This window comes from Neorhizobium alkalisoli, from assembly GCF_002968635.1.
Taxonomy (GTDB): Bacteria; Pseudomonadota; Alphaproteobacteria; order Rhizobiales; family Rhizobiaceae; genus Neorhizobium; species Neorhizobium alkalisoli.
Map to the genome: position 1 here is coordinate 540,696 of NZ_PVBN01000002.1, position 23,623 is coordinate 564,318.

Consider the following 23,623-nt stretch of genomic DNA (forward strand, 5'->3'; position numbering starts at 1 on the left):
CCTGCCGACGCTACGACTCGCTCAATGCAAGGGAATTATCTGACTGTCGCTCATGAATGGGCGGTGAATGAGCGAACTCTGAAACGCCGCCACTCCGACGGATGCAAATGGTCGAGGGCCGGGAGGCTACTGGCCACTCATGGGCAACGGCGGTAGCGCAAATCACTCCGTGGCCACGCCCTGAAGCGGTTTCACCTCACGCCCGGGCATGAAGATGCCGAGCCGTTTGATTTCCCATTCCAGCTTGATTCCGGAATGTTCGAAGACCTTTGCACGCACCGTCTCACCGAGATACTCCAGATCGTAACCGGTCGCATGGCCGATATTGATCATGAAGTTGCAGTGGAGCGACGACATCTGCGCACCGCCGCTCATCAGGCCTCGCCCGCCTGCCTCGTCGATCAGTTTCCACGCGGAGTGGCCCTCGGGATTCTTGAAGGTAGAGCCGCCCGTCTTTTCCTTGATCGGCTGCACCGTCTCGCGATGCTGGCGAACAGTATCCATTTCAGAGCGGATCTTGGCTCGATCCTCGGAATAGCCCTCGAAGATCGCGTGCGTGAAGATCAGGTCCTTCGGAGCCGATGAATGACGATAGGAATATCCCATGTCTGCCTTCGACAGGACATGCTTGTCGCCCTTCCGGTCGACTGCGTGAACCTCGAGCACCCGGTCCGTCGTCTCGGTGCCGTTTGCGCCGGCATTCATGCGGAGCGCCCCGCCGATCGACCCGGGAATGCCATAGTAGAAGGCGAAGCCGCCGATCCCGTTGTCCATCGCCATGGCGGCGATATGCTTGTCCGGGCAGATCGCGCCGGCCTGTATGCGGTTTTCGCCGATGAGGTCGACGCTGCCGAATCCCTTTGCCGAGAGCCGCAATACCACACCGGGAATGCCGCCATCGCGGACCAGCAGATTGGAGCCGACACCGACCACCGTCAGCGGCACTTCCTCCGGCAGGAGCTTCAGGAAGCTGACAAGATCGTCGGCGTCATGGGGCTGGAACATGAGTTCCGCCAAACCACCGGCCTGAAACCAGGTAACGCGATCCATCGGCGCATCCGGCGTCAGCCGCCCGCGCAGTTGATTGACGCCATCCCCCAGCGACGCCAGCAGCTTTTCCCCATTCACCTGTTTCATTCCTGTCGTCCCGATATGCTTTCCAGTTCCTTCGGCAAGGCAGCCGCCCATTGCGTAATGTTGCCCGCTCCCAGAAGAACCACGAAATCACCCGGTTTCGCAATGGCAGATACAATCGTAGCGAGTTCTGTCGGCGATTCCAGATGGCGGGCATCACGATGGCCGCCCGAACGGATCCGGCTGACGAGCGCTTCGGAGTTTACTCCATCGATCGGCTCTTCGCCTGCCGCATAGACCGGCGCCAGAATGATGCTGTCGGCATCGTTGAAGCAGTTTGCAAAGTCCTCGAACAGACTGGACAGACGCGTATATCGATGGGGCTGGTGCACAGCGACGATGCGCCCCTGGCATGCCTCGCGGGCCGCCCTCAGAACTGCTTTGATCTCGACGGGATGGTGTCCGTAGTCGTCGAAAACAGAAACACCATTCCAGGTGCCCGTCAATGTGAAGCGACGTTTGACGCCGCTGAAGGCGGCAAGGCCTTTCCGTATGTTCTCTTCGGAGATACCGAGGCGATTGGCGACCGCAATCGCTGCTGTCGCATTGGAAATGTTGTGGCGGCCCGGCATGGGCAGCGCCAATTCCTTGAACGTAAAGACACGACCGGTGCGGCGGCGGCGGATTTCCACGTCGAAAATGGATTTCGTGCCTTCCATGCGCACATTGAAGAACCGCGCGTCGGCTTGCGGGTTCTCGCCGTAGGTAACGATCTTGCGGTCCTCGATGCGGCCGACCAGCGCCTGCACTTCCGGGTGATCGAGGCAGAGGACGCCGAACCCGTAGAACGGTACGTTCTCGACAAATTGCCGGAAAGCGGCGCGCACTGCATCGAAATTGCCGTAGTGATCGAGATGTTCGGGATCGATATTGGTGACAACGGCGACATCGGCAGGCAGCTTCAGGAACGTGCCGTCCGATTCGTCGGCTTCGACCACCATCCACTCGCCCTCGCCCATGCGGGCATTGGTGCCGTAGGCATTGATGATACCGCCGTTGATGACGGTCGGATCGAGCCCACCGGCTTCGAGCAGCGCCGCGACCATGGAGGTCGTCGTGGTCTTGCCGTGCGTGCCGCCGATGGCGATCGCATTGCGGAAGCGCATCAACTCGGCGAGCATTTCGGCGCGGCGGACGATCGGCAGCGACTTTTCACGTGCTGCGACCAGTTCCGGGTTGTTCTTCTTGATGGCTGTCGAGACGACCACGACTTCGGCATCGCCGAGGTTTTCGGCCTTGTGGCCGACGAAGACCGGAATGCCTTTGTCCCTCAGGCGCTGGACGTTCGCGCCGTCCGCCTGGTCGGAACCTTGCACCTTGTGGCCAAGATTATGCAGCACCTCGGCGATGCCGCTCATCCCTATGCCGCCGATGCCGATGAAATGAACGAGCCCGATGGCCTTCGGCATCTTCATGTACGCACTCCCTTGAATTCCGCGATAGACTTGCGCTCGGCAATAGCCACAACCATGTCCGCAAGCAAGATCGCCGCGTTGGGTCGTCCAGCCGACTTGGCGGCTGCCGCCATCTTTTCGAGGCGTTCGGGCTCTTTCATCGCTGCGGAGACGAGGGCGGCCAGCCGCTCCGGCGAAAGCTCCGACTGCGGCACGACCTGCGCTCCGCCGGTCGCGACCAATGCCGCCGCATTCGCTGCCTGGTCATGATCCAGAGCATGCGGATAAGGCACCAGAATGGCCGGTCGGCCGATCACGGCTATTTCCGACACCGTCGAGGCCCCCGAACGGCAGATGACCAGATGCGCCGTTGCGAGACGCTCGGCCATGTCCGAAAAGAAGGAGGAAATATCCGCCGGCGCCTTCAGTTTGGCAAAGCAGGACGTCACACGATCCTTGTCTTCCGGACGGGCCTGCTGGGTAACGGCGAGACGGTCGCGCTCGGCCTGATCGAGCAGGCTGAGCGCCGTCGGCACCGCCGAGGAGAAATACTGCGCGCCCTGGCTTCCCCCGAAGACGACCAGCCGGAACGGATCGCTGTCACGGGATGCCACATAGGGGACATTCGAGGCAGCAAGGACCGCCGGACGCACCGGATTGCCGGTCGTCACGGTCTTGCCCGCATAGGGTCCTTCTGTCTCGGGCAGGAAGCCGCCGGCGATCGCCTGAACCTTCCCAGTCAATGCCTTGTTGGCGCGGCCCATCACCGCATTCTGCTCGTGGATCATCGACGGCACGCCCATGGCAGTCGAGGCCATCAGTGGTGGCACGGTCGGGTATCCTCCGAAACCCACGACGGCGAGCGGTTTCAGCCTGCCGATCAGGCGGCGAGCGGCCCGCAAGCCCGTCCACAGCTTCCAGCCGGTACGGGCGAGCGCGATCGGGTTCTTCGATCCGAATGTGGCGGAAGGAACGACGTGAATTTCATCGGCCGGAAAGGTGCCGGCATAACGCTCGGCGCGGCTGTCCGTGACGAGATGGACGGAATAGCCGCGCGCCCTGAGCTCATGCCCGAGCGCTTCGGCGGGAAAAACATGGCCGCCGGTACCCCCGGCGGCAAGAAGGACGATGCCTTTGGTCATTCATCTTACTCCGCCGGCACACTCTGAGTGACGCGGAACAGGCTCCGCTCCTGCGCCCGCTTTTCCGGCCGGTGCCGCGTCAGCGCCAGAATGAAACCTGCCGTGACGCAAATCGCGATCATCGAAGAGCCGCCATAGGAAATCAAGGGCAGTGTCATGCCCTTGGCGGGCATCAGTTCGAGATTGACGCCGATGTTGATCATCGACTGCATGCCGACCTGCAGGACGAGACCTGCGACCGCAAAGCGGTTGAAGTCGTTGCCTTCCTTGAAGGCGTGATTGAGGCCGCGCAGCACGACGAAGGCGAAGATCGCCACCAGGGTCATGCAGAAGATGATGCCGAATTCCTCGGCGGCGACGGAGAAAATGAAGTCGGTGTGGCTGTCGGGAAGGATCCGCTTGACGATCCCCTCGCCAGGCCCCTGGCCGAACCAGCCCCCTTGCAGGATCGCTTCATGCGCGGTCTCGATCTGGAAACGGTCGCCCTCGCCCGTCAGGAACTTGTCGAAACGGGCGGTGACGTGCGGCAGCATGTAATAGGCTGCGAAAATACCGCCAGCCCCGACGCCCCCAAGCAGGAAGATCCACAACCACGGCATCCCGGCCATGAAGAACATGCCGCCCCAGACGACGCTGGTCAGGATCGTCTGGCCAAGGTCCGGCTGGGCGACCAGCAATGCCGCGACAATGCCGAAGAGGATGATGGCGAAGAGGTTTCCGGGGATTTCCGGCTGACGCGCATGCTCGGCAAAAAGCCAGGCGCAGACGACGACGAAAGCGGGCTTCATGAATTCCGAAGGCTGGATCGAAAAACTGCCGACCCCTATCCAGCGCCGTGATCCCTTGACCTCGACGCCGAAGAACAGAGCCAGCACCATCATGGTCAGGGAAATGACGAGCAGGATGACCGCCGTTCGGCGGACCTGCCTCGGGGTCAGGAAGGACAGCCCGATCATCACCACCAGCGAGGGCAGAAGGAAAAGAGCGTGCCTCTCGACGAAATGGAAGCTGTCGAGCCCGATTCGCTCGGCGACCGCTGGCGAAGCCGCGAAGGAGAGCATGAAGCCGATGCCCATCAGCAGCACGAAGGCGACCAGGAAGAAACGGTCGATCGTCCAGAACCAGTCTGCGAGCGGCCCTCGATCTGCGCGGCTTACCATCTTCAGCTTCCCTTTCCGGTCTCGATCAACATCGTGACGCCATCGAGTGCCGCGACATGGCCGACGAACGCATCGCCGCGGACCTCGAAATTCTTGAACTGATCGAAGCTGGCGCAGGCTGGCGACAGCATCACCGCAGAAGGCGCCGGGTCGGCCCCGGCATCCGCTGCGGCATGGATCACCGCCCTTTCGAGCGTGCCCGAAATCTCGTACGGCACCGCCTCACCGAGAGTTGCCGCGAAAGCCGGCGCCGCCTCTCCAATCAGATAGGTTTTTACGATACGGGAAAAGAGTGGAGCGAGGCTGACTATCCCACCCTCCTTCGGCAGACCGCCTGCGATCCAGTAGATCCGGTCGTAGCTGGAGAGTGCGGGGGCTGCCGCATCCGCATTGGTCGCTTTCGAATCGTTGACGAAAACCACCTGCCCGCCCCCGCTGTTCGTCAACTGGCCGACCGGCTGCATGCGGTGCTTCAGGCCCGGGAAGGATTTCAGCCCGGCCCGGATATCGTCTCTGGACACGCCAACTGCAAGGCAGGCGGCGATCGCGGCTGCGGCGTTCTGGGCGTTATGACTGCCTCGGAGCGTCTGGATGCCATCGAGATCGGCGAGCAGCGAAGTCATGCCTCCATGCGCTTCGATGATCCGGCTGCCTTCGGCGTAAAGCCCTTCGGCAACGACGTTGCGTTTGGAAACCCGCTTGACGGTCACGCCGGCGCGCTCCACCCGGTCGGCGATGAGCGCACAATAGGAATCGTCGACGCCTATGACCGCGATATCGCTGCCGGCAACCAGCCGCTCTTTGATGTCAGCATAATGCTGCATCGTGCCGTGACGATCGAGATGGTCCGGCGTCAGATTGAGCAGGATTCCGGCAGTCGGATTGAGCGTCGGGGCAAGATCGATCTGGTAGGAGGAGCACTCGACGACGAAATAGCGTTCCGCCTTTGGCGGATCGAGCGTCAGGATCGCCGTACCGATATTCCCGCCGAGTTGCATGTCGCGGCCGCTCGATTTCAGGATATGGGCGATGAGAGCGGTGGTCGTCGACTTGCCATTGGTGCCGGTGATGGCGATGAACGGGCAATCGGGCGCATGCGCCCGGCGTTCGCGAACAAATAGCTCCACATCGCCGATGACCTCGACGCCGGCAGCATGAGCGAGATCGGCGCTCCAATGCGGCTTCGGGTGCGTAAGCGGCACACCGGGCGACAGGACGAATGCAGCCTGCGCCGACCAGTCGATCGTGCGAAGATCCGCGGTTGCGATCCCTTCGGCGCCAGCTTTCGCGACACTGTCGGGATTGTCGTCCCATGCGATGACATCCGCACCACCGGCGACTAGAGCCTTGGCAGTCGCAAGCCCCGAACCGCCGAGACCGAAGAGAGCGACCCGTCTATCCTTGAATGTGGTGACCGGGATCATCTGGGGTCACCGGAGCTTGAGGGTCGAAAGGCCGAGCATGGCGAGACCGACGGCGATGATCCAGAAACGGATGACGACCTGGCTTTCCGTCCAGCCAAGCTTCTCGAAATGGTGATGGATCGGCGCCATCAGGAAGACGCGGCGGCCGGTCATCTTGAAGAAGCCGACCTGGATGATGACGGAGAGCGTCTCCATCACGAAGAGTCCGCCGACGATCGCCATGACGATTTCGTGCTTTGTGGCGACTGCGACCGAACCAATCAGCCCGCCGAGCGCCAACGAACCGGTGTCTCCCATGAAGATTGCTGCGGGCGGCGCATTGAACCACAGAAAGCCAAGGCCCGCTCCGATCACCGCCCCCAGGATAACGGCGAGCTCACCGGTGCCGGGCACGAAATTGATCTGCAGATAGTTCGCGAAGACGGCGTTGCCGGCGAGATATGCAATCACCCCGAACGAGGCCGCGGCGATCATCACCGGAACGATCGCGAGGCCATCGAGGCCGTCCGTCAAGTTTACCGCATTGCCGGCGGCAACGATCACGAAACCGCCGAACAGCACGAAAAAGATGCCGAGATTGATGATCAGATCCTTGAAGAAGGGAAAGGCGATCGAGGTGCCGAGGGTCGGGTTGGTCGGCGAGCCGCTGGCCAGAGCCATACGCATCATGAAGAAGACCGCGATGGCCGCGATGACAAACTCGATTGCGAGTCTCGCCTTGCCCGAAAACCCCTTCTCCGTCTGCTTCGTAACCTTCAGGTAATCGTCGTAGAAGCCGATCGCACCGAACCCGAGCGTGACGAGCAAGGTCGCGACGACGTAAACGTTGGAAAGATCGGCCCAGAGCAACGATCCGCCGACGATGCCGGCGAGGATCATCAATCCTCCCATGGTCGGCGTGCCGGCCTTCTTGAAGTGGGTCTGCGGGCCATCGGCGCGGATCGGCTGGCCCTTGCCCTGCCGAACGCGCAGCGAAGCGATCATTTGGGGGCCGAAGAGGAAGACGATCAGGGCCGACGTGAAGAGGGCGGCACCGGTCCGGAACGTGATGTACCGGAACAGGTTGAAAAATTGAAATTTGTCCGCCAGTTCCACAAGCCAGATCAGCATTCAGCGCCCTTTCCAAAGCCGCGTCTTATTAAAGTCGGCGCCCCGTGTCGGAGAATGCCGGGTAGTTGTCAAGCAGGCCGGCCACGATCTTGCCGAAGCCAAGCCCAAGCGATGATTTCACCATCACCACGTCACCCGGGATCACCGAGCGGATGACAAAATCCGCAAGATCCGCGGTTTTCTCGTAATATTGCACCTGAACACTCTCAGGCAGAGCATCGCGAAGCGCCGCCATCTCCAGGCCCGCGAGCCAGACATGCTCAATGCCGGCAGCCAGCAGCGGACCGGCAAGTTCTTCATGTACTTCCGCGGAGAACTCTCCCATCTCCAGCATGTCGCCGAGCACCGCGATGCGCCTGCCAGAGACTTCCGGTGTGGCCGAGGCAAGCAGGGCGATCGCCGCCCGCATCGAGGCCGGGTTCGCGTTATAACTCTCATCGATCAGCGTCAGATGTCCCTCGCCAATGCCGAGCAGGTGGCGCTCGCCCCTGCCCTTCACCGGCTTGAGAGCGGCGAGTGCCTCTATGGCCTTGGGCATATCCGCACCGACAAGCAGGCAGGCCCCAAGCGCGGCCATGGCGTTTTCGGCAATGTGACGCCCCGGCGCGCCGATCTGTATCTCCGACGTTTCGCCGTTGATCACGGCCCATACAGTAGAGCTTTCCGCATTCCCTTCGAAATCCGCGAGCCGGAAATCTGCCTTGGCGTGCTGGCCGAAACTGTAGACGCGGGAGACGCCTTCCTCCTGCGCCTTTTTTTCAAGAAAATCGAATTGCTTGTTGTCGCGGTTGAGGATTGCCGTCCCGCCGGGTTCCAGGCCTTCGAAAATCTCGGCTTTGGCGGCGGCGATTTCCTCGAGGCTCTTGAAATGGCCGAGATGAGCCGCGGCGATCGTGGTGATCATTGCCACATGCGGACGCACCATCTTCACCAGAGGCCGAATCTCGTCCGGATGGTTCATGCCGATCTCGAAGACGCCGAAATCGGCGTCTGCCGGCATGCGGGCGAGCGTCAACGGCACACCCCAATGATTGTTGAAGGAAGCAACCGCGGCATGCACCTTGCCGGAGGGCGCCAGCACGTGACGCAGCATTTCCTTGGTCGTCGTCTTGCCGACTGAGCCGGTGACCGCGACGATCCTCGCCCCGCTGCGTTCGCGCGCGGCAAACGCCAGCTTTCCCAGCGCCGCGAGCACATCTTCCACCACGATCATCGGCACTGTCAGCTTGCCGAGAGCCGGCAATTTCGCCTCGTTGACGACGATTAGCGGCGCGCCGTTTGCAACCGCAAGGCTCGCGTAATCGTGACCGTCGACACGGTCGCCCTTGATCGCGAAGAAAGCCTCACCGTCGCCGATCGAGCGGCTGTCGATCGAAATGCCGGTAATACCGGCGGGTAGCGTGCCAATCGGCCGGCCGCCCATCGCGGCCACCATATCCTCAGAAGTCCACAACCAGCTCAAGATCTTAGCTCCTCCAGCGCCTTGCGTACCTCCACGTGATCCGAGAACGGCAGAACAGTGGTGCCGATCGTCTGGCCTTCTTCATGGCCCTTGCCGGCGACGATCAGGGTATCGCCTGAATGCAGCATCTTCACCGCTTCGCGGATCGCCTGCGACCGGTCGCCGATTTCGATAGCGCCCGGCGCCGCCGCCATGATCTCCGCGCGGATTACCTCCGGCACCTCGGACCTTGGATTGTCGTCGGTGACGATGACGACGTCGGCAAGCCGCGTCGCCACATCGCCCATGATCGGCCGCTTGCCCTTGTCGCGGTCGCCTCCGCAACCGAAGACCACGATGACGCGCCCCGTCGTGAAAGGTCTTACGGAGGTCAGTACATTTTCAAGCGCGTCCGGCTTATGCGCGTAGTCGACATAGGCAAGCGCACCGTCCTTCGTCTGACCAAGGAATTCAAGACGCCCGGAGGCGCCGACCAACTTCTCCAGCGCCGCCATCGCGGCAGATGCCGGCACGCCGGTCGACATGGCGAGACCGGCCGCGACGAGCGCGTTGGCAACCTGGAAATCGCCGGCAAGAGGAATGTGGACCTCGAAGATCTCGTCGTGAAAATGCACTTCCGCCACCTGCTTGTGACGGAAATGCTCGACCCGCTTGAGGCACAGATAATCGCCACGTCGGCCGACGGTACGCACGTCAAGGCTGGACGCTGTCGCGACGCGAATGGCCTCTTCCGACCAGGCGTCGTCCGCAAAGATCACCGCCGGCCCACCCTTCGGCATCAGGGTATCGAAAAGCCGCATCTTGGCGGCCATGTAGCTTTCGACCGTCGGATGGTAGTCCATGTGGTCACGGCCAAGATTGGTGAAGGCTGCGGCCGCCAGGCGCACCCCATCGAGCCGGCTCTGGTCAAGCCCGTGACTGGAGGCTTCCATCGCGGCGTGGGTGACCCCTTCGGCGGCAAGCTCGGCCAGCAGCTCCTGAAGTTCCACAGGATCCGGTGTGGTCAGAGATCCATAGTCGTTGCGGCTCGGCGACACGACGCCCGTCGTGCCGATCTGTGCTGCGGCATAGCCCGCATGAGCCCAGATCTGACGCGTGAAGGAGGCGACGGAGGTCTTGCCGGCCGTCCCCGTCACCGCCACCATCGTCGCCGGCTGCGCTCCATAAAATCGAGCCGCTGCCAGCGCCAGAAGCCTGCGAGGGTTGGAAACGATCAGCACCGGAATACCGGCATCCGCCGGCTGCGCGGCAATAGCGGCAACTGCGCCACGGGCAGCAGCATCGCCGATATAGCTGGAGCCATCAGCCTTCGTGCCCGCAAGTGCCGCAAACAGCATGCCGGGCTTCACCTTGCGGCTGTCGGAAGTGACGCCAGCTACGTCAAGATCGCCCGCCGGGCCGGCCATGAATTCGGCCAGCTCCGGGAAGTCCTGTCCGACAAGGTCTCGCAATTTCATCGCTTGAATGTCCCTCTTGAGCGTTTCCCCACGAATCGTGCCGTCGATTTGTTGTCGCTCAATAAGACACAAGCAGGGCAGAACCGTCATTGCCGAATTTCGGCTTTACACCGAGAATGGGTGCCGCGCGGCTGATGATGTCATGTGCCATGGGAGCCGCCGAGCTGCCTGCCAGTGCCGCGCCGTTGCCCTTATCGGTTTTCGGCTCGTCAATAAAGGTCAGCACGACATATTCGGGATTGTCGATTGGAAAGGCTGCCAGGAAGGCATTGAAGTTCTTGTCATGGACATAGCGCCCATTGACGACCTTGTCGGCCGTACCAGTCTTGCCGCCTACATTGAAACCCTCGACACGGGCATTTTTGCCCGAGCCTTTCACCCCGTTCACGTGGAAGAGATAGCGCATGGAGTCGCTGGTCGACGGTTTGATGACCTGTTTGGCCACGAGGTCGGCCTGCTCCCGGGTTCGCGGCAGGAAGGTCGGTTGGACGAGCTTCCCGCCATTGATGAGGGCGGCCCCGGCGACCGCTGTCTGCAACGGGGTCGTGGAGACACCATGACCGAAGGAAATGGTGATCGAGTTGATCTTCTTCCATTCGCGCGGCTGGCTCGGTTGCGCCACTTCCGGCAGCTCGGTCTGCATCTTGGTGAGCAGGCCGATCTTGGTCAGAAACGCCTTGTGGCCTTCGATCCCGACGACATCGGCCATTTTCGCCGTACCGATGTTCGATGAGTACTGGAAGACTTCGGGAACGGTCAGAAGCCGGCCTTTCCCATGAAAATCCTTGATGGTGAAGCCACCGATGCGGATCGGATAACGCGCATCGAAACTGTCCGTTATCTTCACTCGGCCGGTATCGAGCGCCATCGCGATCGTGAACGACTTGAAGGTCGATCCCATTTCGAACGTCCCGTTCGACATGCGATTCAACCAGCCTTCCTCGGCCCCTTCCGCTGGGTTGTTCGGATCGTAATCGGGCACGGATGCCATCGCGAGGATTTCGCCCGTATGGACGTCCATGACCACCGCGCCTGCGCCGATGGCCTGGAATTTCTTTATCGCGGAGACGACAACCTCCCGCACGATCGCTTGAACCCGCAGATCGAGTGAAAGCTTGACCGGCTCGAGCGGCTGGCTGGAGGTCATGCCGACCGCGGCGAGATCTGCCAGTCCCTGGCTGTCGACGTAGCGTTCCATTCCCGCGACGCCGCGGTTGTCGATGTTGACGTGACCGACGACGTGGGCAGCGGTTGAGCCACCTGGATAGAAGCGGCGCTTTTCGGGCCGGAAGCCGATCCCCGGAATTCCGAGAGCCAGAATCTGGCTCTGCTGCTTCGGCGTCAGTTGGCGGCGCAGCCATTGGAAACGCGAATCGGAGGTTAACTTCGTATATGTCGACTTGACGTCGAGATCGTTGAGCACCGTGGAGAGCTTTTCGACGACCTCGTCCGGATCGACGATCTTGTGGGGTTCCGCAAACAGCGAGACGGTGCGGATATCGGTCGCTAGAACCTCGCCGTTCCGATCGACGAGATCGGGGCGCGACGCCATCAATCGATCGGGCGGCAGGATGCTGGACGTCGTCAAAGGCTCGGCCACGCCGTATTGCACGAGGCGGCCGCCGATGACGCAATAAAAAACCGTGAAACCAGCGATCAGCAAACCAACCCGATTCTTCGCCTGGGCGGACTTGCGCTTGCGGCTACCCTCGAAGGAGGATCCTCGGGTGGGGGAGCGGCTGCCCGCGGAAAAGTGCGCGCGGCTCTTCAGGACCATAATGCGGGACAGGAAAGACATCAGCGTTTCACCGATCCGGTAGAGATGACTTCAATGGAGCCGCGCCCGCGCGGGGTGGGTACGGGAATTTTCGAGCTGGGTTTTGCCTTGGCGGCTTCGACGCCCTTGAGAGCCGCGGCGACTTCGCTGCTCTTGCCGGCGATGATCTCTTCGATCGTCGTCTCCGGCTGCGGAAGCTGCGCCTTCAGCATCGGCAGCTCGTTGGGCATGGCGAGCTGGGTCGGCACCGTCGGGGTCAATTGAAGCTCGGAATTATAGACATTGATCAGCCGGTGCAGACGGTTCGGCTGCGTCAGCAGCGCCCAGTCCGCCTTCAGGAGATCTATCGTGTCCTTCTCCAGCTTGATTTCCGCCTCGAGCCGGCGGACTTCGGCAAGCTTCTCGTCGGCGCGATGCTTGATCGTATACGTGACGACCGCGGTTGCCGTCATGACGCCGATCAGTACCAGATCGAAGCTACGCAGCATGTTTCAGGCTCCCATCTTTGCAAGGCTGGCGAGGTCGGGCAGATCGAAAATGGAAAGGTCTGCCGCCCGTGGCGGGGCGGCGGAACGAATACCGGCGCGCAGCTTTGCCGAGCGGGCACGCGGATTGGCTTCCGCCTCCTCGTCGCTCGCGGTGATCATGGACTTTCCGACAGGCTCGAATATCGCAGGCTTCGCTTCGACCATCGGCAGATGGCGCGAACCTGAAGCCTTGCCGGAGCGGTCAGAGAAGAACTGCTTGACGATCCTGTCTTCGAGCGAATGAAAGGTGACGACAACGAGACGGCCACCCGGCTTCAGAGCGCGTTCGGCGGCGAAAAGCGCCTGGGCAAGCTCGCCCAACTCGTCATTGACGAAGATGCGCAACGCTTGAAAAACCCGCGTAGCCGGGTGAATCTTGTCCTTGGCCTTGCGCGGATTGACGCTCTCGATGAGATTTGCCAGATCCCGCGTCGTCGCGAATGGCTCCGAAGCACGACGCTTTTCGATGGCCCGAGCGATACGGCCGGCCTGCTTCTCTTCACCGAGGAAACCGAAGATACGGATCAGATCGCTGACCTTGGCACGATTGACGACATCGGCCGCGGACACGCCCTCCGCCGACATGCGCATGTCGAGCGGGCCGTTTTTCTGAAACGAGAAGCCACGCTCCGCCTCATCGATCTGCATCGAGGACACGCCGATATCGAGCACGACACCATCGAGGCCCTCTTCGGGCGCATGATCGGCAAGATGGGAGAATTGTGAATGGATAAGCGTGAGACGCCCCTTGTGAGCATCGGCCAGCTTCTGCCCGGCAGCGATCGCCGTCGGATCGCGATCGAGCGCGATCACTTCCGCACCGGCAGCAAGCAGGGCGGATGAATATCCACCCGCCCCGAATGTGCCATCAAGAATGACCTTGCCGGCTTGAGGCTCGAGCGCCTCGACAACCTCTTCAAGGAGGACTGGAATGTGACGAACCAGTCCGCCTTCGGCCCCGGTTTCTCCGCTGCCAGAATTCGCCGCCATTCCGCACCTCTGCTCTACACAGGGCGCGAACCGAAGCGCCCCTCTCTCGCCGCCGCCTGCGCCTCGTGAAACGCCTGCGGCCGCCAAAGCTGAAAATGATCCGAGCGCCCAACGAAGGTCACTTCCGAGCTGATTCCCGTGAAGTCCCGGATGAAATCCGTGACCATCAGCCGGCCCTCCGCATCGAGCCTCATGAAGACACCGCCACCATGCACAAGCAGCGACATCCTGTTGGCTTCCGGCGAGAACGGATCGACCGAGGCGATCTGCTTTTCGTATCGATCGAGCAGATCCGGACCCCCTACGCTGATCGCCGGATAGATGAAATCCTGAAGACAATAAAGCTCCTGGACCCCACATTCCAAAAGAACCGCGCGAAAACTCGCCGGAACGGAAACCCGCCCCTTCGCATCGATCCTGTTCGTCGCATTTGAAAGGAAGCGACTCACCACGCCGAACACCCGCTCCCTTGCAATCGAAGACGGATACCCGCCCGCCACAACGCACCGCCCCAGACAAAGCTTCGCCATCCGGATGAACGGAAATCCGCCCGGCCGACCGACCGAAACTTTGGGATTGGCGGGCGCTCATACGCCCTTGTGCAGTGCGATTTTGGGATACCATGGGACCATATGGGCGTCAATGGGAGAGGCCCCGCTAGCCGCTCCCAAACATGATTTATTTATAAGCTGTTAAGTTTAACAAAGGGTTATTGGGGCAAGCGGAGAAACCGGCTCCACCGACAAGCGCAAGTGGGATTTCCACAGCCCCTAACGATCTGGAGGCAAAGGAAAATTCGAAGGCACTTACATGCGCATCACCATCGGCGGCGCACCCCATATACGCCCTCATGGGGCGACACCCCCGAATCCATCTCACTCAATGCGGGAAATTGCCAGTTGGCCTGTAAGCCGGGTTCTGTATGGCCCCGGTGCGAGCACCGGAACGTGGCAGCCATTCATCTGGGACGATGTTTGCACATCGCCTCACGCAACCCACCCGGATGACTGGCCCGGAAACAGGCTGTAGCCTCGCTTTCGCGAAGCTCGCGTCATCCCTATTCGGTCTTGCTCCCGGTGGGGTTTACCATGCCGCCGCTGTTACCAGAGGCGCGGTGGGCTCTTACCCCACCCTTTCACCCTTACCCCGCCATCTCAGCCGCCCGTCGTGGCAGTTGAAAAAGCGGGGCGGTTTCCTTTCTGTGGCACTTTCCCTAGGGTCGCCCCCGCCGGACGTTATCCGGCACCGTGTTTCCGTGGAGCCCGGACTTTCCTCACCTTATCGCCTTTCGGCATTGATAAAGCGCGGCTGCCCGGCCAACTGGCAAGCGGTCCATAACCGAGATAGGCATCGAATACCAGAGTTTAGAGGTAGCTTGCTGCGAAATCCGTCGGATAGCTTTCGTCGATGATCCGACCATGGAAGATGAGTTCTGCGCCAAGCCGTCCGATTTCATCCGAACTCTTGGCGGCAGCCCCGCATCCGCCGCTCAAGATCCCGATCCGATCCGATTCCGTCATGGCGATCGCGGGATAGCCCGTCGGAGTAAATGAGGTAACGCAGGCGGCTCTCGACGTTCGGGAAGTATCGAGCGACGGCATCAGTCGGCGAATGACCTCGGTCAAATGCGCATGGGTGCTCTCGCGGCCTCCGGAACGAAACCAAGCCCGGACTTCCGGCTCGGTCGGCAACAGCAGATCATCCGGATCACCGCCGATTTTCAAATAGAACTTGCCGTCGGGATAGCGTACCGGCGGCAGAAGATAGATGCCGTCCTCGGCCTCGTCCCATTTCCAGATCAGCGACGGAACCTTGCCCAGCACATCCAGGGCTGCTTCATCGATCTCGTAAAAAGCAACGGTTCGGGCATAGACGTTTAGGTGAAGACGTCGTGGCAACAGATTCTCGTTTATGGAAAATCCGCCGGCAGCAACGAGCACCTTGTCGCCCAGATAGCTGTTGCCTTCGGCCGTCGTTACCGTCACGGCATCGCCCGCCTGTCGGATGGAGGAAACCGTTTCAGGGATGATTGCGGCCCCCTGTCGTTCCGCAAGCAGAGCCTGGGCTTTGACCAGACGGCGCGGGTTCACGTAACCCGCATTTTGCGGCTCCCAAACGCCCTCGCTGCCGGGAGGAAAGGAAAAAAACGGAAAACGGTCGCCGAGATCGGCATCGCCGGCTATTTCGGTTGCAACACCGAGTTTTCCTGCCGCATCGATGACCCTGGCAACATAGGATGGACCGCCGGCGCGGGCGGGGCCAACAATCAAGCAGCCGCATTCGGAATAGAAGTCGGTCCCGCTCTCTTCGGCGATTTCGCCGTACCGGGCAATGGAACGGTTGGCGAGGCGTGCCCAGACCGGATCGGAATCGATCGTCCTGGTAATACGCGCCTCGTCGTAGTGGCTGGCGAAGACGCCCTCATGGCGCCCATAGTCCGCCGGCTCACCCGGGCCGATCAGCGCGACGCCATCGGTCCATTTCGAAAGGTAACGAGCTGCCGCAGCGCCCATCATGCCTTTCCCGATAACAATATACTTAAACCGCCCCGACATGTTCTGCCCTTTCGATTCCTTCAGCTGAAATGCCTGTTCCCAAAGGCACTTCTAGCCGTTTCCGGAATCAAAATACCAGAGGTGTCGTCGTCCGGATGAGGTTCGACGCGAAATCAAATTCCGCAGTGTCGGCTATCTGCGGCTGTCTGACCGGCTGCTTGGTGGCATCGATGACCGCGAGCACTTTATCGCAGTAGCGCTTGGAGACGGGGTTCATGCGTTTGGCGGCATGACCTGCATTGTATTTCAGGATCGTCCCGCAGACCTTGCCGCCGCCGCGCTCATGCGCTCCGGAAAGATATTTCATTCCATAGCGGATGTTCGTCTCGGGATCGTAAAGACCATAATTCGGTCCTTTGTAGCCCATCAACCTCGCCGTTGCGGGCTTGATCTGCATGAGGCCGATCTCGCCGGCCTTGCCCTTTACGGTCGGGCGGAAATTGCTTTCGATCTGGACCACCGCATTGGCCAATTCGACTGGAACACCGTACTCGGTTGCATATTTCTCGATGATTTTCGAGTAATGAAGCTGCCGAATGAGACGCTTTGCGACGTCGGTAGGCGCGGCAAAGCCCGTCTCGCGTGTTTCCCAGGGAATGATGAGCGGTTTGGTGTAGACGGTAGCCTTCTCGGCGTCTTCAGCGCGCACGAATTCGGATCCCGCGACGACCATGGCAAGGCCCGCCGCGGCTATAACAGCCAGTTTTTTCATTCCGTTAGTTTCTCTCCGGACTAATAGGCTCGCCGGCGTCAATACGCAGACACCCCCTCACCGCGTCGCCGGATAGACGGCGCGGCGCTTCACGATGACCTATCGTTTATCTCTGCAACCCCCGTCCAACATGGTGGCTGCGTTAGCCCGTCCTTTAGAAAGACCTAATGAGGAAATGATGTGGCGGCGCAATATTTTTGCTTAAACCGGTCATTTGAGATCCAATCATCACCCCTGCGGGCGACGATATTTCGGCAATGACGTCAGCAGCCGATGCAAGGTATCGATCGTTGAAAAATCAGCAATACCATCAACGAGCTGGGGTCTGAAATGTCGTTGGAACGCTTCCACGACGCCTTTCGTCCGATCACAAAAGTGTCCTGTAATTTCAATAGCATATCCATATAGGGAGAGCATGGATTGGAGAGCTTCGACCGGTTGACCGCTCTCTCCATGCTGAAAGAAACGCCCGCCGCTGATTTGCGTCGGATCGATCCAGTGACCCACTCCGTCAATATGCAATTTTTCCCAGGGAAAATTTTCCCCCGGATCGACCTTGCGGATCGGGGCTACGTCCGAGTGACCGAGCACCCTTTCGGGCGGAATGCTCCACCTTTCGCCACAATTGAGACACAAATCGGCGACCGATTTGATTTGTGCGGCCGGAAAGTCCGGAAGCCCGCCCGGATGTCCGGGATTGGCGATCTCTATTCCGATTGAACAGGAGTTGATGTCGCTTTCGCCCGCCCAGGAGCTCTTGCCGGCGTGCCAGGCACGCCGCCCTTCCGCTACGAGCTGGACGATCCGCCCGTCCTCATGGACGAAATAATGGCTGGAAACCTGGCTCTCGTCGCTGCAGAGCCAGGAAAGCGCCTGATCGGCGCCGGGCATTCCCGTGTAATGCAGGACGATCATATCGGGCTTGCGCCCGTTTGAGCGCTCGCCGTGATTGGGAGAAGGTTCCACCGAAGCGCCGGGATAATCGGCGACAAAAACCGTCATGCAGCGCGGCGCTCTTTCGAAATCGCGGCGTAAGCGGCATTCAAGGCAGCCATGCGTTCGTTGGCCGCAGTATGGAGGGCGACAGGGACGCCGCGTGCAATAAGCCGATCGGGGTGATGTTCGGAAACCAGCAATCGGTACTGCTTGCGGATCTTCGAGAAATCGTCCTGCGGCGAAACGCCCAGCACAAGATAGGGATCCGCCCCATCGAGATGCACGTGACGCGCCATGATGCGGCGGAAATGCGCCTCGTTGATATGGAAAATATCGGCGATGCGTCCGAGGAAGACCAGTTCGTCCTCGTGCACGAGACCGTCCGCCTTGGCGATGTGGAAGAGGCCATCGACCACGTTTTCCAGCATCGGGCAGTTGTCGCCGGCTCCGGGACTGCAGAGACCCGCAAGCTTCAGCGCATAGGCTTCGTAACCGGCGACGTCCTGGCGCGCGAGGTTATAAAGGCGTGCTACGTTACGTGCCTCTTCATCGGGAAAATCGAAGATCTGCTGAAAAGCCTTCACCTCGGCTTCGCTCACGATCCCGTCGGCCTTTGCCATCTTGGCAGAGAGAGCAATGATCGCCACCGAGAAGGAAACCTGCCGGCGGGTTTCCGGATCGCCCTCAAAAACCGTCCGGACGGCCTCCAACATGCGGCCCAGCACACCGCCAGCCGCGTCGCCGATAGCGCCGAGGAGCCGTTCCCAGAGGGAGGAAATTTGGAGGCAGGCAAAATCAAATATCATTGCCCCAATGGACCAGATTATCCCAATGATTGCAAGGCAGCGGGCGGTCCATCTCAGATTAAACTATGTTCATGTTTTCCGAACAATCACCGCCGTTCACGGCCGCTTTACCCGGTCCGCGAAGCCACCGGCGGCGTCGAGAGACCGTGATCGTAAGGGTGGTTTTCGGAGATCTTCATCGGGCAACAGCCTGTGTCGCGCCGGTCCAGATGTTGCCGACTTTCGCTAAGTTTCGCTTTTCCACAGCCGTGCCGACGCGGTAATCGGAGTTGAAACGATTATATCGCGGCTTGCCGTCCCCTTCCCGGTCTATTCGGACGAAAGGCCGGATTTTCTTGAGAAATTCACTTTACAGGTGGCCATCTCTGTCGCATCCATTCGGGCGGTTTTGAACTGTACGCGACTGTACGCGTCAAGGAGGATCGATGGCCAAACAGAAAGTAGCGATGCTGACCGCCGGAGGCCTTGCGCCCTGCCTTTCGTCCGCCGTGGGCGGACTGATCGAGCGTTACAACGACATCGCGCCAGAGATCGAGATGGTCGCCTACCGCTCGGGATACCAGGGCGTACTCCTGGGCGACCGCATCGGCATCACGGCCGACATGCGGGAGAAGGCCCATCTGTTGCATCGCTACGGCGGTTCACCGATCGGCAACAGCCGCGTCAAGCTGACAAACGCTGCAGATTGCGTGAAACGCGGCCTGGTCAAGGAAGGCGAAAATCCGCTCCGGATCGCCGCCGAGCGCCTCGCCTCAGACGGCATCACCATCCTGCACACCATCGGCGGGGACGACACCAACACCACGGCAGCAGACCTCGCAGCCTATCTCGGTGCCAACGGCTATAACCTGACCGTGGTCGGGTTGCCGAAGACTGTCGACAATGATGTCGTACCGATCCGTCAATCGCTCGGTGCTTGGACGGCGGCGGAGGTCGGGGCACATTTCTTCGACCACGTTTCGAACGAACAGAGTGCTGCTCCTCGCACACTTGTGATCCACGAAGTGATGGGCCGTCATTGCGGCTGGCTTACCGCTGCCACCGCCCGCTCCTATATCCAGAAGACCAGAGACAATGAATATGTCGAAGGCCTGATGATGAACTCGGAATTGAAGAACATCGACGGCATCTATCTTCCCGAAATGGCCTTCGACATCGACAAGGAAGCTGGTAGATTGAAGGACGTGATGGACAAACGCGGCTTCGTGACCCTTTTCGTTTCGGAAGGAGCCTGTTTGGACGCGATCGTTGCCGAGCGGGAAGCCGCCGGCGAGACGGTCAAGCGTGACGCCTTCGGTCATGTGAAGATCGACACGATCAATGTCGGCAACTGGTTTCAGAAGCAATTCGCCGCCCTTCTCGGAGCCGATCGCTCCATGGTGCAGAAATCCGGTTATTTCGCCCGTTCAGCACCTGCCAATGCCGCTGATTTGATGCTGATCAAAGGCATGGTTGATCTGGCGGTAGAAAGTGCCCTGAACAAGGTTTCAGGCGTGACCGGCCATGACGAAGACCAGAACGGAAAACTGCGGACGATCGAATTTCCGAGAATCAAGGGTGGAAAACATTTCGATCTGACGGCAAAATGGTTCGGCGAAGTGATGGACCACATCGGCCAGCCCTTCGAAGCTGCTTGATACACGACGAGTGACGAGCGTCATCGAGGCGTTCGGGAGGAAATGCAATGACGGCTGATATCTGGCTCGCTTTTGCCGCGACCGCGATCTTTTTCGTCCTCCTCCCAAGCCCTCTTGCTTGCCTTACTGCCAGCTTCTCGCTCCAGCGCGGCCGTCGCACCGCGGTCGCCACCCTGCCCGGCCTGGCGCTTGGGCTCACAACGGCATTGATGCTGGCAAGTGTACCGATTGCACTTGTGGCTCTTTATGCCCCCCGGCTGATGGAGACGATTTCCTGGGCCGGCCTTGGCTATCTGATGATCTACATATTGTGGTCCTATCAGGACCCGAAAATCGCCGGCCCCATAGCCGACAACGACAATCTGCCGGAATGCCGTCATGCGCGGATTTTCGGCTGCCTCTTCAGTCAATCTGCGTTCAGTCTTCGTTATGCACTCGTGCTCGCCGCCATCCTTGCGCAGTTCGTCGACCTCAAAACTCCAGTTCTGCTTCAGCTTCTCGAAATGCAGGCGATTTTTGTCGTCTGCATGATGATTGGAGGCACCATCCACGTGCTGTTGCCCCGCCGCGTTCTCGGCCGTAAACGCAACGCCGCAAACATCAACCAAGCCTCGCGCAAGCCCCAGACGCGATTCATATCGCGACGTGCGGTCACGGCCGGTTATCGCCGGATCGCCGCGTAGGTCTGACTGTCTTGCCGGACGCTGCCCAATAGGTTAATTAAACCACCCATTCGATAGCGGTTCGGCGGGCTGGGGTAACCATATTCATGAAAGCAACCCAATGGCGATAATCAGATTTCTCGGCCGTGGAACGGCTGTGGCCTGCGCCATGTCTTCGGTTCTCGCTTCGTGTTCAAGCGTTGAGCGTGAGCCCAAAATCGCTGCGACTCAGACGCAAACGCCGACGAATACCGCGGTAGCGGGCTCAGTTCAGACAGCATCCGTAGACGGACAGTTGACTGTCCAGTACAGATCGGATCTGCCGGTCAGTCAGCAGACGCAGACGGCGGCGGCCCAGCTTCCAGGCTCTCCGGGCGCGCAGCCGACCGTCGCCCTCGCAAAAACGTCGAGACTTCCGGTTCCTGTTCCGACAGCCGCCGAAGCTGCCTCGGTCCAGACTGTAGCGATGGCATCTGCAACCATGGCGCCGTTCGTTGCCCTGGTACCCACCCAGAGCGCCGTAGCGACGGCAACCCCCGCCAAGACCACCTCGACCCTTGTCGCAGCGGCGGCGCCGGCGGCGTCAACCGTTCCCGCAACCTCGACGATTCTCGCATCCTCCAAGGGCGGACGTCTGGCCGTCCCGGCCATCGCCCCCGCCGTTTCGGAAGGCAAGATCCAGCCGGCCGCGGCCCAGGCGATTGCATTGGACGAGCCGGAGCTGACACCCGACATGGTGGCGCTGCAGTCCGTCGTACCCACACCGCGCCCGCAACGCCCAGACACGTCGACGCTTGCCTATGCCGCTCAGCCGAGGGCCGTCGCCGCACTTTCCGCGATGGAATTCCCGCCGGCCCCCGGCGATCCGCTGCCGACCACCGCTTCAGCGGCACCTGCGGATTTGAGCAAGCTCATCAAGCGTTATGCAGGACTTTACGGCGTGCCGGAATCGCTGGTGCATCGTGTCGTGCATCGTGAAAGCAGATACGATCCCAAGGCCTACCATAAGAACGGCTACTGGGGTCTCATGCAGATCAAGTATTCGACCGCCAAGTCCATGGGCTACGAAGGACCTGCCGCAGGCCTGCTCGACGCCGAGACGAACCTCAAATACGCGATCAAATATCTGCGTGGCGCCTGGCTTGTCGCCGACAACAAGAACGACAGCGCCATCAAGCTTTATGCGCGCGGCTATTACTATGATGCCAAGCGCAAGGACATGCTGCACGTTCTCGAGAAGTAGCGACAGCAGTTGACGGCGCCTTAAGGCGCTGTCGCCTTCACGACCTCAGCGACAAGCATCGACGGATCATAGCGCTCCGGCGTCAGGCCAAGCCGCACGACCACGAGGTCGAGCGACGGAATGACGATGATGTTCTGTCCATCATGGCCGTCCAGGATGAATGTGTCGGCGGGTAGACCCTTGCTCGCGCCCGGTAGCCAGGTCTGCATTCTGGAATAGCGGCCATTCGAGGTCCGGTTCGGCTGGCGCATGGCCTCGACGAAGCCTTCCGGCAGGATCCGGTTGCCGTTCCAGACACCGTCGCGCGCCAGCAGCAGTCCCATTCGCCCCCAGTCCCGCGCGGTTGCGTACATGTAGGAACTGCCGACGAAAGTACCGGCCGCATCGACCTCCAATACCGCACTCGCCATTCCCAACGGTTCGAACAGTGCCTTTCGCGGATAGGCAAGCGCCGCCTTGTCTTCCAATCGGCTCATCCATATCCGGGAGAGCAAAACGCCTGTGCCGGAGGAATAGTTGAAGCGAATACCCGGATCGGCCTCAAGCGGCTGATCGGCGGCAAAGTTTGCCATATCTCTTTCGAGATAGAGCATGCGAGTGACATCCGCGACCGTGCCGTAGTTCTCATTGAAGGCAAGACCGCTCTCCATCGCCAGAAGATCGGCGAGGCTGATATCGGTGCGCTGATCGTTCTGCCATTGTCGGAAGAGGGCTTTATCACCCGCCGACAGCCGACCGTCCCGAATCATCGTGCCGATGACCGCAGCAGTCACCGTCTTGGTCATCGACCAGCCCAGAAGCGGCATGTCTTTCGAGAACCCGGCAGCATAGGCCTCTCCCGCGATGCGCCCGCCCTTCACGACGACCACAGCCCGCATGCCGGATCCAATGAGATCACCGCGTGAAAGAAGCGCCGCAACTGCCGGATGGGATTCGGCTTTTCCGCCCTCTGGCCAAAGCGCAGTCTCGTCGACGGGCGTCTGCGCATTCGATGCCGTTTCCACTCCGGGCAATGTTTCATCATTGGGAGTGACGGTGCAACCCAGGCCATCGCGATGGACGGCGTCGTTGCCGGCGAAGACCCCGAACAGCGCCGCATGGACGCGTTTTCCGGTCCGATCGACGGAAACGTGCATCAGCTTGAGAAGTGGGTGACCCGGCGCCTGAACGTCGACCGCGAGTACTTCCTCCGCGTCCCGCCCGGCAATGAAGACATTCGAACAGACGATCTTGGCTGCATAGCCACTACCAACCCTCAGCAGCTCCGGTGGAATAAGATAGAGCCAAGCCGCGACGCCGATAAGGCCAACCAAGACGGCACCAGTACAGACCTTCACAATCCGGCTCAACAATCGCATGGCTCCTTCGCTGCCGCACGCATGCAATCAGGATTCTCGCCTCCAAGGAAGCAGTTTCGGTGGCGCAGGTCGCGTTCTGGAATTCAGCACAGGCTGCGTCATCAATCTGTTGCACGAGCGGGCTAAACGCCCTGCAA

Annotated in this window: 20 protein-coding genes and 1 other RNA gene; 3 read left to right on the top strand and 18 right to left on the bottom strand. The window is 60.5% G+C overall.

The annotated features are described in order from the left end of the window. Positions 1-162: 162 nt before the first annotated feature. From murB to C5L13_RS07210, 17 genes are all read right to left on the bottom strand, one after another. Positions 163-1,137, bottom strand: coding sequence for a UDP-N-acetylmuramate dehydrogenase (gene murB, locus C5L13_RS07130; protein WP_105382544.1), 975 nt, complete (start codon positions 1,135-1,137; stop codon positions 163-165). Then, the gene (gene murC / locus C5L13_RS07135; protein WP_105382545.1) at positions 1,134-2,549 is read right to left on the bottom strand and encodes a UDP-N-acetylmuramate--L-alanine ligase; all 1,416 of its coding nucleotides are present in this window, start codon (positions 2,547-2,549) and stop codon (positions 1,134-1,136) included. Before murC ends, murB begins: the two co-directional genes overlap by 4 nt. Next, positions 2,546-3,670: an undecaprenyldiphospho-muramoylpentapeptide beta-N-acetylglucosaminyltransferase gene (gene murG, locus C5L13_RS07140; RefSeq protein ID WP_105382546.1), complete on the bottom strand. Its 1,125-nt coding sequence runs from the start codon at positions 3,668-3,670 to the stop codon at positions 2,546-2,548. Before murG ends, murC begins: the two co-directional genes overlap by 4 nt. Positions 3,671-3,675: 5 nt before the next feature. Next, positions 3,676-4,830 carry a putative lipid II flippase FtsW gene (gene ftsW / locus C5L13_RS07145; protein WP_105382547.1) on the bottom strand — a complete coding sequence of 385 codons (1,155 nt, stop codon included), beginning with the start codon at positions 4,828-4,830 and terminating at the stop codon, positions 3,676-3,678. 2 nt (positions 4,831-4,832) lie between these two features. Beyond that, on the bottom strand, positions 4,833-6,254 hold the full coding sequence (gene murD / locus C5L13_RS07150) for a UDP-N-acetylmuramoyl-L-alanine--D-glutamate ligase (protein ID WP_105382548.1): 1,422 nt from the start codon (positions 6,252-6,254) through the stop codon (positions 4,833-4,835). A gap of 6 nt (positions 6,255-6,260) precedes the next feature. Then, the gene (gene mraY / locus C5L13_RS07155; protein WP_105382549.1) at positions 6,261-7,364 is read right to left on the bottom strand and encodes a phospho-N-acetylmuramoyl-pentapeptide-transferase; all 1,104 of its coding nucleotides are present in this window, start codon (positions 7,362-7,364) and stop codon (positions 6,261-6,263) included. A gap of 28 nt (positions 7,365-7,392) precedes the next feature. Further along, on the bottom strand, positions 7,393-8,826 hold the full coding sequence (locus tag C5L13_RS07160) for a UDP-N-acetylmuramoylalanyl-D-glutamyl-2,6-diaminopimelate--D-alanyl-D-alanine ligase (RefSeq protein ID WP_105382550.1): 1,434 nt from the start codon (positions 8,824-8,826) through the stop codon (positions 7,393-7,395). Beyond that, on the bottom strand, positions 8,823-10,283 hold the full coding sequence (locus C5L13_RS07165; RefSeq protein ID WP_105382551.1) for a UDP-N-acetylmuramoyl-L-alanyl-D-glutamate--2,6-diaminopimelate ligase: 1,461 nt from the start codon (positions 10,281-10,283) through the stop codon (positions 8,823-8,825). Before C5L13_RS07165 ends, C5L13_RS07160 begins: the two co-directional genes overlap by 4 nt. A 58-nt stretch (positions 10,284-10,341) precedes the next feature. Next, complete coding sequence (locus C5L13_RS07170; protein ID WP_105382552.1) at positions 10,342-12,081, bottom strand: peptidoglycan D,D-transpeptidase FtsI family protein; 1,740 nt, start codon at positions 12,079-12,081, stop codon at positions 10,342-10,344. Continuing rightward, on the bottom strand, positions 12,081-12,548 hold the full coding sequence (gene ftsL, locus C5L13_RS07175; RefSeq protein WP_105382553.1) for a cell division protein FtsL: 468 nt from the start codon (positions 12,546-12,548) through the stop codon (positions 12,081-12,083). The genes C5L13_RS07170 and ftsL overlap by 1 nt, the downstream gene beginning before the upstream one ends. Positions 12,549-12,551: 3 nt before the next feature. Beyond that, positions 12,552-13,577 carry a 16S rRNA (cytosine(1402)-N(4))-methyltransferase RsmH gene (gene rsmH, locus C5L13_RS07180; protein WP_105382554.1) on the bottom strand — a complete coding sequence of 342 codons (1,026 nt, stop codon included), beginning with the start codon at positions 13,575-13,577 and terminating at the stop codon, positions 12,552-12,554. A gap of 14 nt (positions 13,578-13,591) precedes the next feature. After that, on the bottom strand, positions 13,592-14,038 hold the full coding sequence (gene mraZ, locus C5L13_RS07185; protein WP_205836815.1) for a division/cell wall cluster transcriptional repressor MraZ: 447 nt from the start codon (positions 14,036-14,038) through the stop codon (positions 13,592-13,594). A 430-nt stretch (positions 14,039-14,468) separates the two neighbouring features. After that, an RNA gene (gene rnpB / locus C5L13_RS07190) (RNase P RNA component class A) lies at positions 14,469-14,901 on the bottom strand. Between the two features lie 40 nt (positions 14,902-14,941). Beyond that, positions 14,942-16,132, bottom strand: coding sequence for an FAD-dependent oxidoreductase (locus C5L13_RS07195; protein ID WP_105382555.1), 1,191 nt, complete (start codon positions 16,130-16,132; stop codon positions 14,942-14,944). A gap of 67 nt (positions 16,133-16,199) precedes the next feature. Then, positions 16,200-16,844, bottom strand: a complete 645-nt coding sequence (locus tag C5L13_RS07200; protein WP_105382556.1) for a lytic transglycosylase domain-containing protein — start codon at positions 16,842-16,844, stop codon at positions 16,200-16,202. A gap of 228 nt (positions 16,845-17,072) precedes the next feature. After that, entirely contained in the window at positions 17,073-17,846 is a 774-nt protein-coding gene (locus tag C5L13_RS07205) for an N-acetylmuramoyl-L-alanine amidase (RefSeq protein ID WP_105382557.1), read from the bottom strand. Continuing rightward, positions 17,843-18,586, bottom strand: coding sequence for a J domain-containing protein (locus tag C5L13_RS07210; RefSeq protein ID WP_170117221.1), 744 nt, complete (start codon positions 18,584-18,586; stop codon positions 17,843-17,845). Before C5L13_RS07210 ends, C5L13_RS07205 begins: the two co-directional genes overlap by 4 nt. A 425-nt stretch (positions 18,587-19,011) precedes the next feature. Between C5L13_RS07210 and C5L13_RS07215 the strand changes: the two genes are divergently transcribed. The 3 genes from C5L13_RS07215 to C5L13_RS07225 all read left to right on the top strand — a co-directional run bounded on the left by C5L13_RS07215 (position 19,012) and on the right by C5L13_RS07225 (position 22,128). Then, on the top strand, positions 19,012-20,223 hold the full coding sequence (locus C5L13_RS07215) for a pyrophosphate--fructose-6-phosphate 1-phosphotransferase (protein WP_105382558.1): 1,212 nt from the start codon (positions 19,012-19,014) through the stop codon (positions 20,221-20,223). Between the two features lie 47 nt (positions 20,224-20,270). Then, positions 20,271-20,906 carry a LysE family translocator gene (locus C5L13_RS07220; protein ID WP_105382559.1) on the top strand — a complete coding sequence of 212 codons (636 nt, stop codon included), beginning with the start codon at positions 20,271-20,273 and terminating at the stop codon, positions 20,904-20,906. Between the two features lie 274 nt (positions 20,907-21,180). Beyond that, positions 21,181-22,128, top strand: coding sequence for a lytic transglycosylase domain-containing protein (locus tag C5L13_RS07225; protein WP_245571151.1), 948 nt, complete (start codon positions 21,181-21,183; stop codon positions 22,126-22,128). A 20-nt stretch (positions 22,129-22,148) separates the two neighbouring features. On the opposite strand, the gene C5L13_RS07230 is transcribed toward C5L13_RS07225, so the two are convergent. Continuing rightward, a complete protein-coding gene (locus tag C5L13_RS07230) occupies positions 22,149-23,486 on the bottom strand; it encodes a serine hydrolase domain-containing protein (protein ID WP_105382560.1) in 1,338 nt (445 codons plus the stop codon). Positions 23,487-23,623: the final 137 nt, after the last annotated feature.

Excerpts from the sequence above, each read along its gene's own strand:
- murB (WP_105382544.1), bottom strand. The coding sequence starts at position 1,137 with ATGAAACAGGTGAATGGGGAAAAGCTGCTGGCGTCGCTGGGGGATGGC.
- murC (WP_105382545.1), bottom strand. The coding sequence starts at position 2,549 with ATGAAGATGCCGAAGGCCATCGGGCTCGTTCATTTCATCGGCATCGGC.
- murG (WP_105382546.1), bottom strand. The coding sequence starts at position 3,670 with ATGACCAAAGGCATCGTCCTTCTTGCCGCCGGGGGTACCGGCGGCCAT.
- ftsW (WP_105382547.1), bottom strand. The coding sequence starts at position 4,830 with ATGGTAAGCCGCGCAGATCGAGGGCCGCTCGCAGACTGGTTCTGGACG.
- murD (WP_105382548.1), bottom strand. The coding sequence starts at position 6,254 with ATGATCCCGGTCACCACATTCAAGGATAGACGGGTCGCTCTCTTCGGT.
- mraY (WP_105382549.1), bottom strand. The coding sequence starts at position 7,364 with ATGCTGATCTGGCTTGTGGAACTGGCGGACAAATTTCAATTTTTCAAC.
- C5L13_RS07165 (WP_105382551.1), bottom strand. The coding sequence starts at position 10,283 with ATGAAATTGCGAGACCTTGTCGGACAGGACTTCCCGGAGCTGGCCGAA.
- C5L13_RS07170 (WP_105382552.1), bottom strand. The coding sequence starts at position 12,081 with ATGTCTTTCCTGTCCCGCATTATGGTCCTGAAGAGCCGCGCGCACTTT.
- ftsL (WP_105382553.1), bottom strand. The coding sequence starts at position 12,548 with ATGCTGCGTAGCTTCGATCTGGTACTGATCGGCGTCATGACGGCAACC.
- rsmH (WP_105382554.1), bottom strand. The coding sequence starts at position 13,577 with ATGGCGGCGAATTCTGGCAGCGGAGAAACCGGGGCCGAAGGCGGACTG.
- C5L13_RS07195 (WP_105382555.1), bottom strand. The coding sequence starts at position 16,132 with ATGTCGGGGCGGTTTAAGTATATTGTTATCGGGAAAGGCATGATGGGC.
- C5L13_RS07200 (WP_105382556.1), bottom strand. The coding sequence starts at position 16,844 with ATGAAAAAACTGGCTGTTATAGCCGCGGCGGGCCTTGCCATGGTCGTC.
- C5L13_RS07205 (WP_105382557.1), bottom strand. The coding sequence starts at position 17,846 with ATGACGGTTTTTGTCGCCGATTATCCCGGCGCTTCGGTGGAACCTTCT.
- C5L13_RS07210 (WP_170117221.1), bottom strand. The coding sequence starts at position 18,586 with ATGATATTTGATTTTGCCTGCCTCCAAATTTCCTCCCTCTGGGAACGG.
- C5L13_RS07215 (WP_105382558.1), top strand. The coding sequence starts at position 19,012 with ATGGCCAAACAGAAAGTAGCGATGCTGACCGCCGGAGGCCTTGCGCCC.
- C5L13_RS07220 (WP_105382559.1), top strand. The coding sequence starts at position 20,271 with ATGACGGCTGATATCTGGCTCGCTTTTGCCGCGACCGCGATCTTTTTC.
- C5L13_RS07230 (WP_105382560.1), bottom strand. The coding sequence starts at position 23,486 with ATGCGATTGTTGAGCCGGATTGTGAAGGTCTGTACTGGTGCCGTCTTG.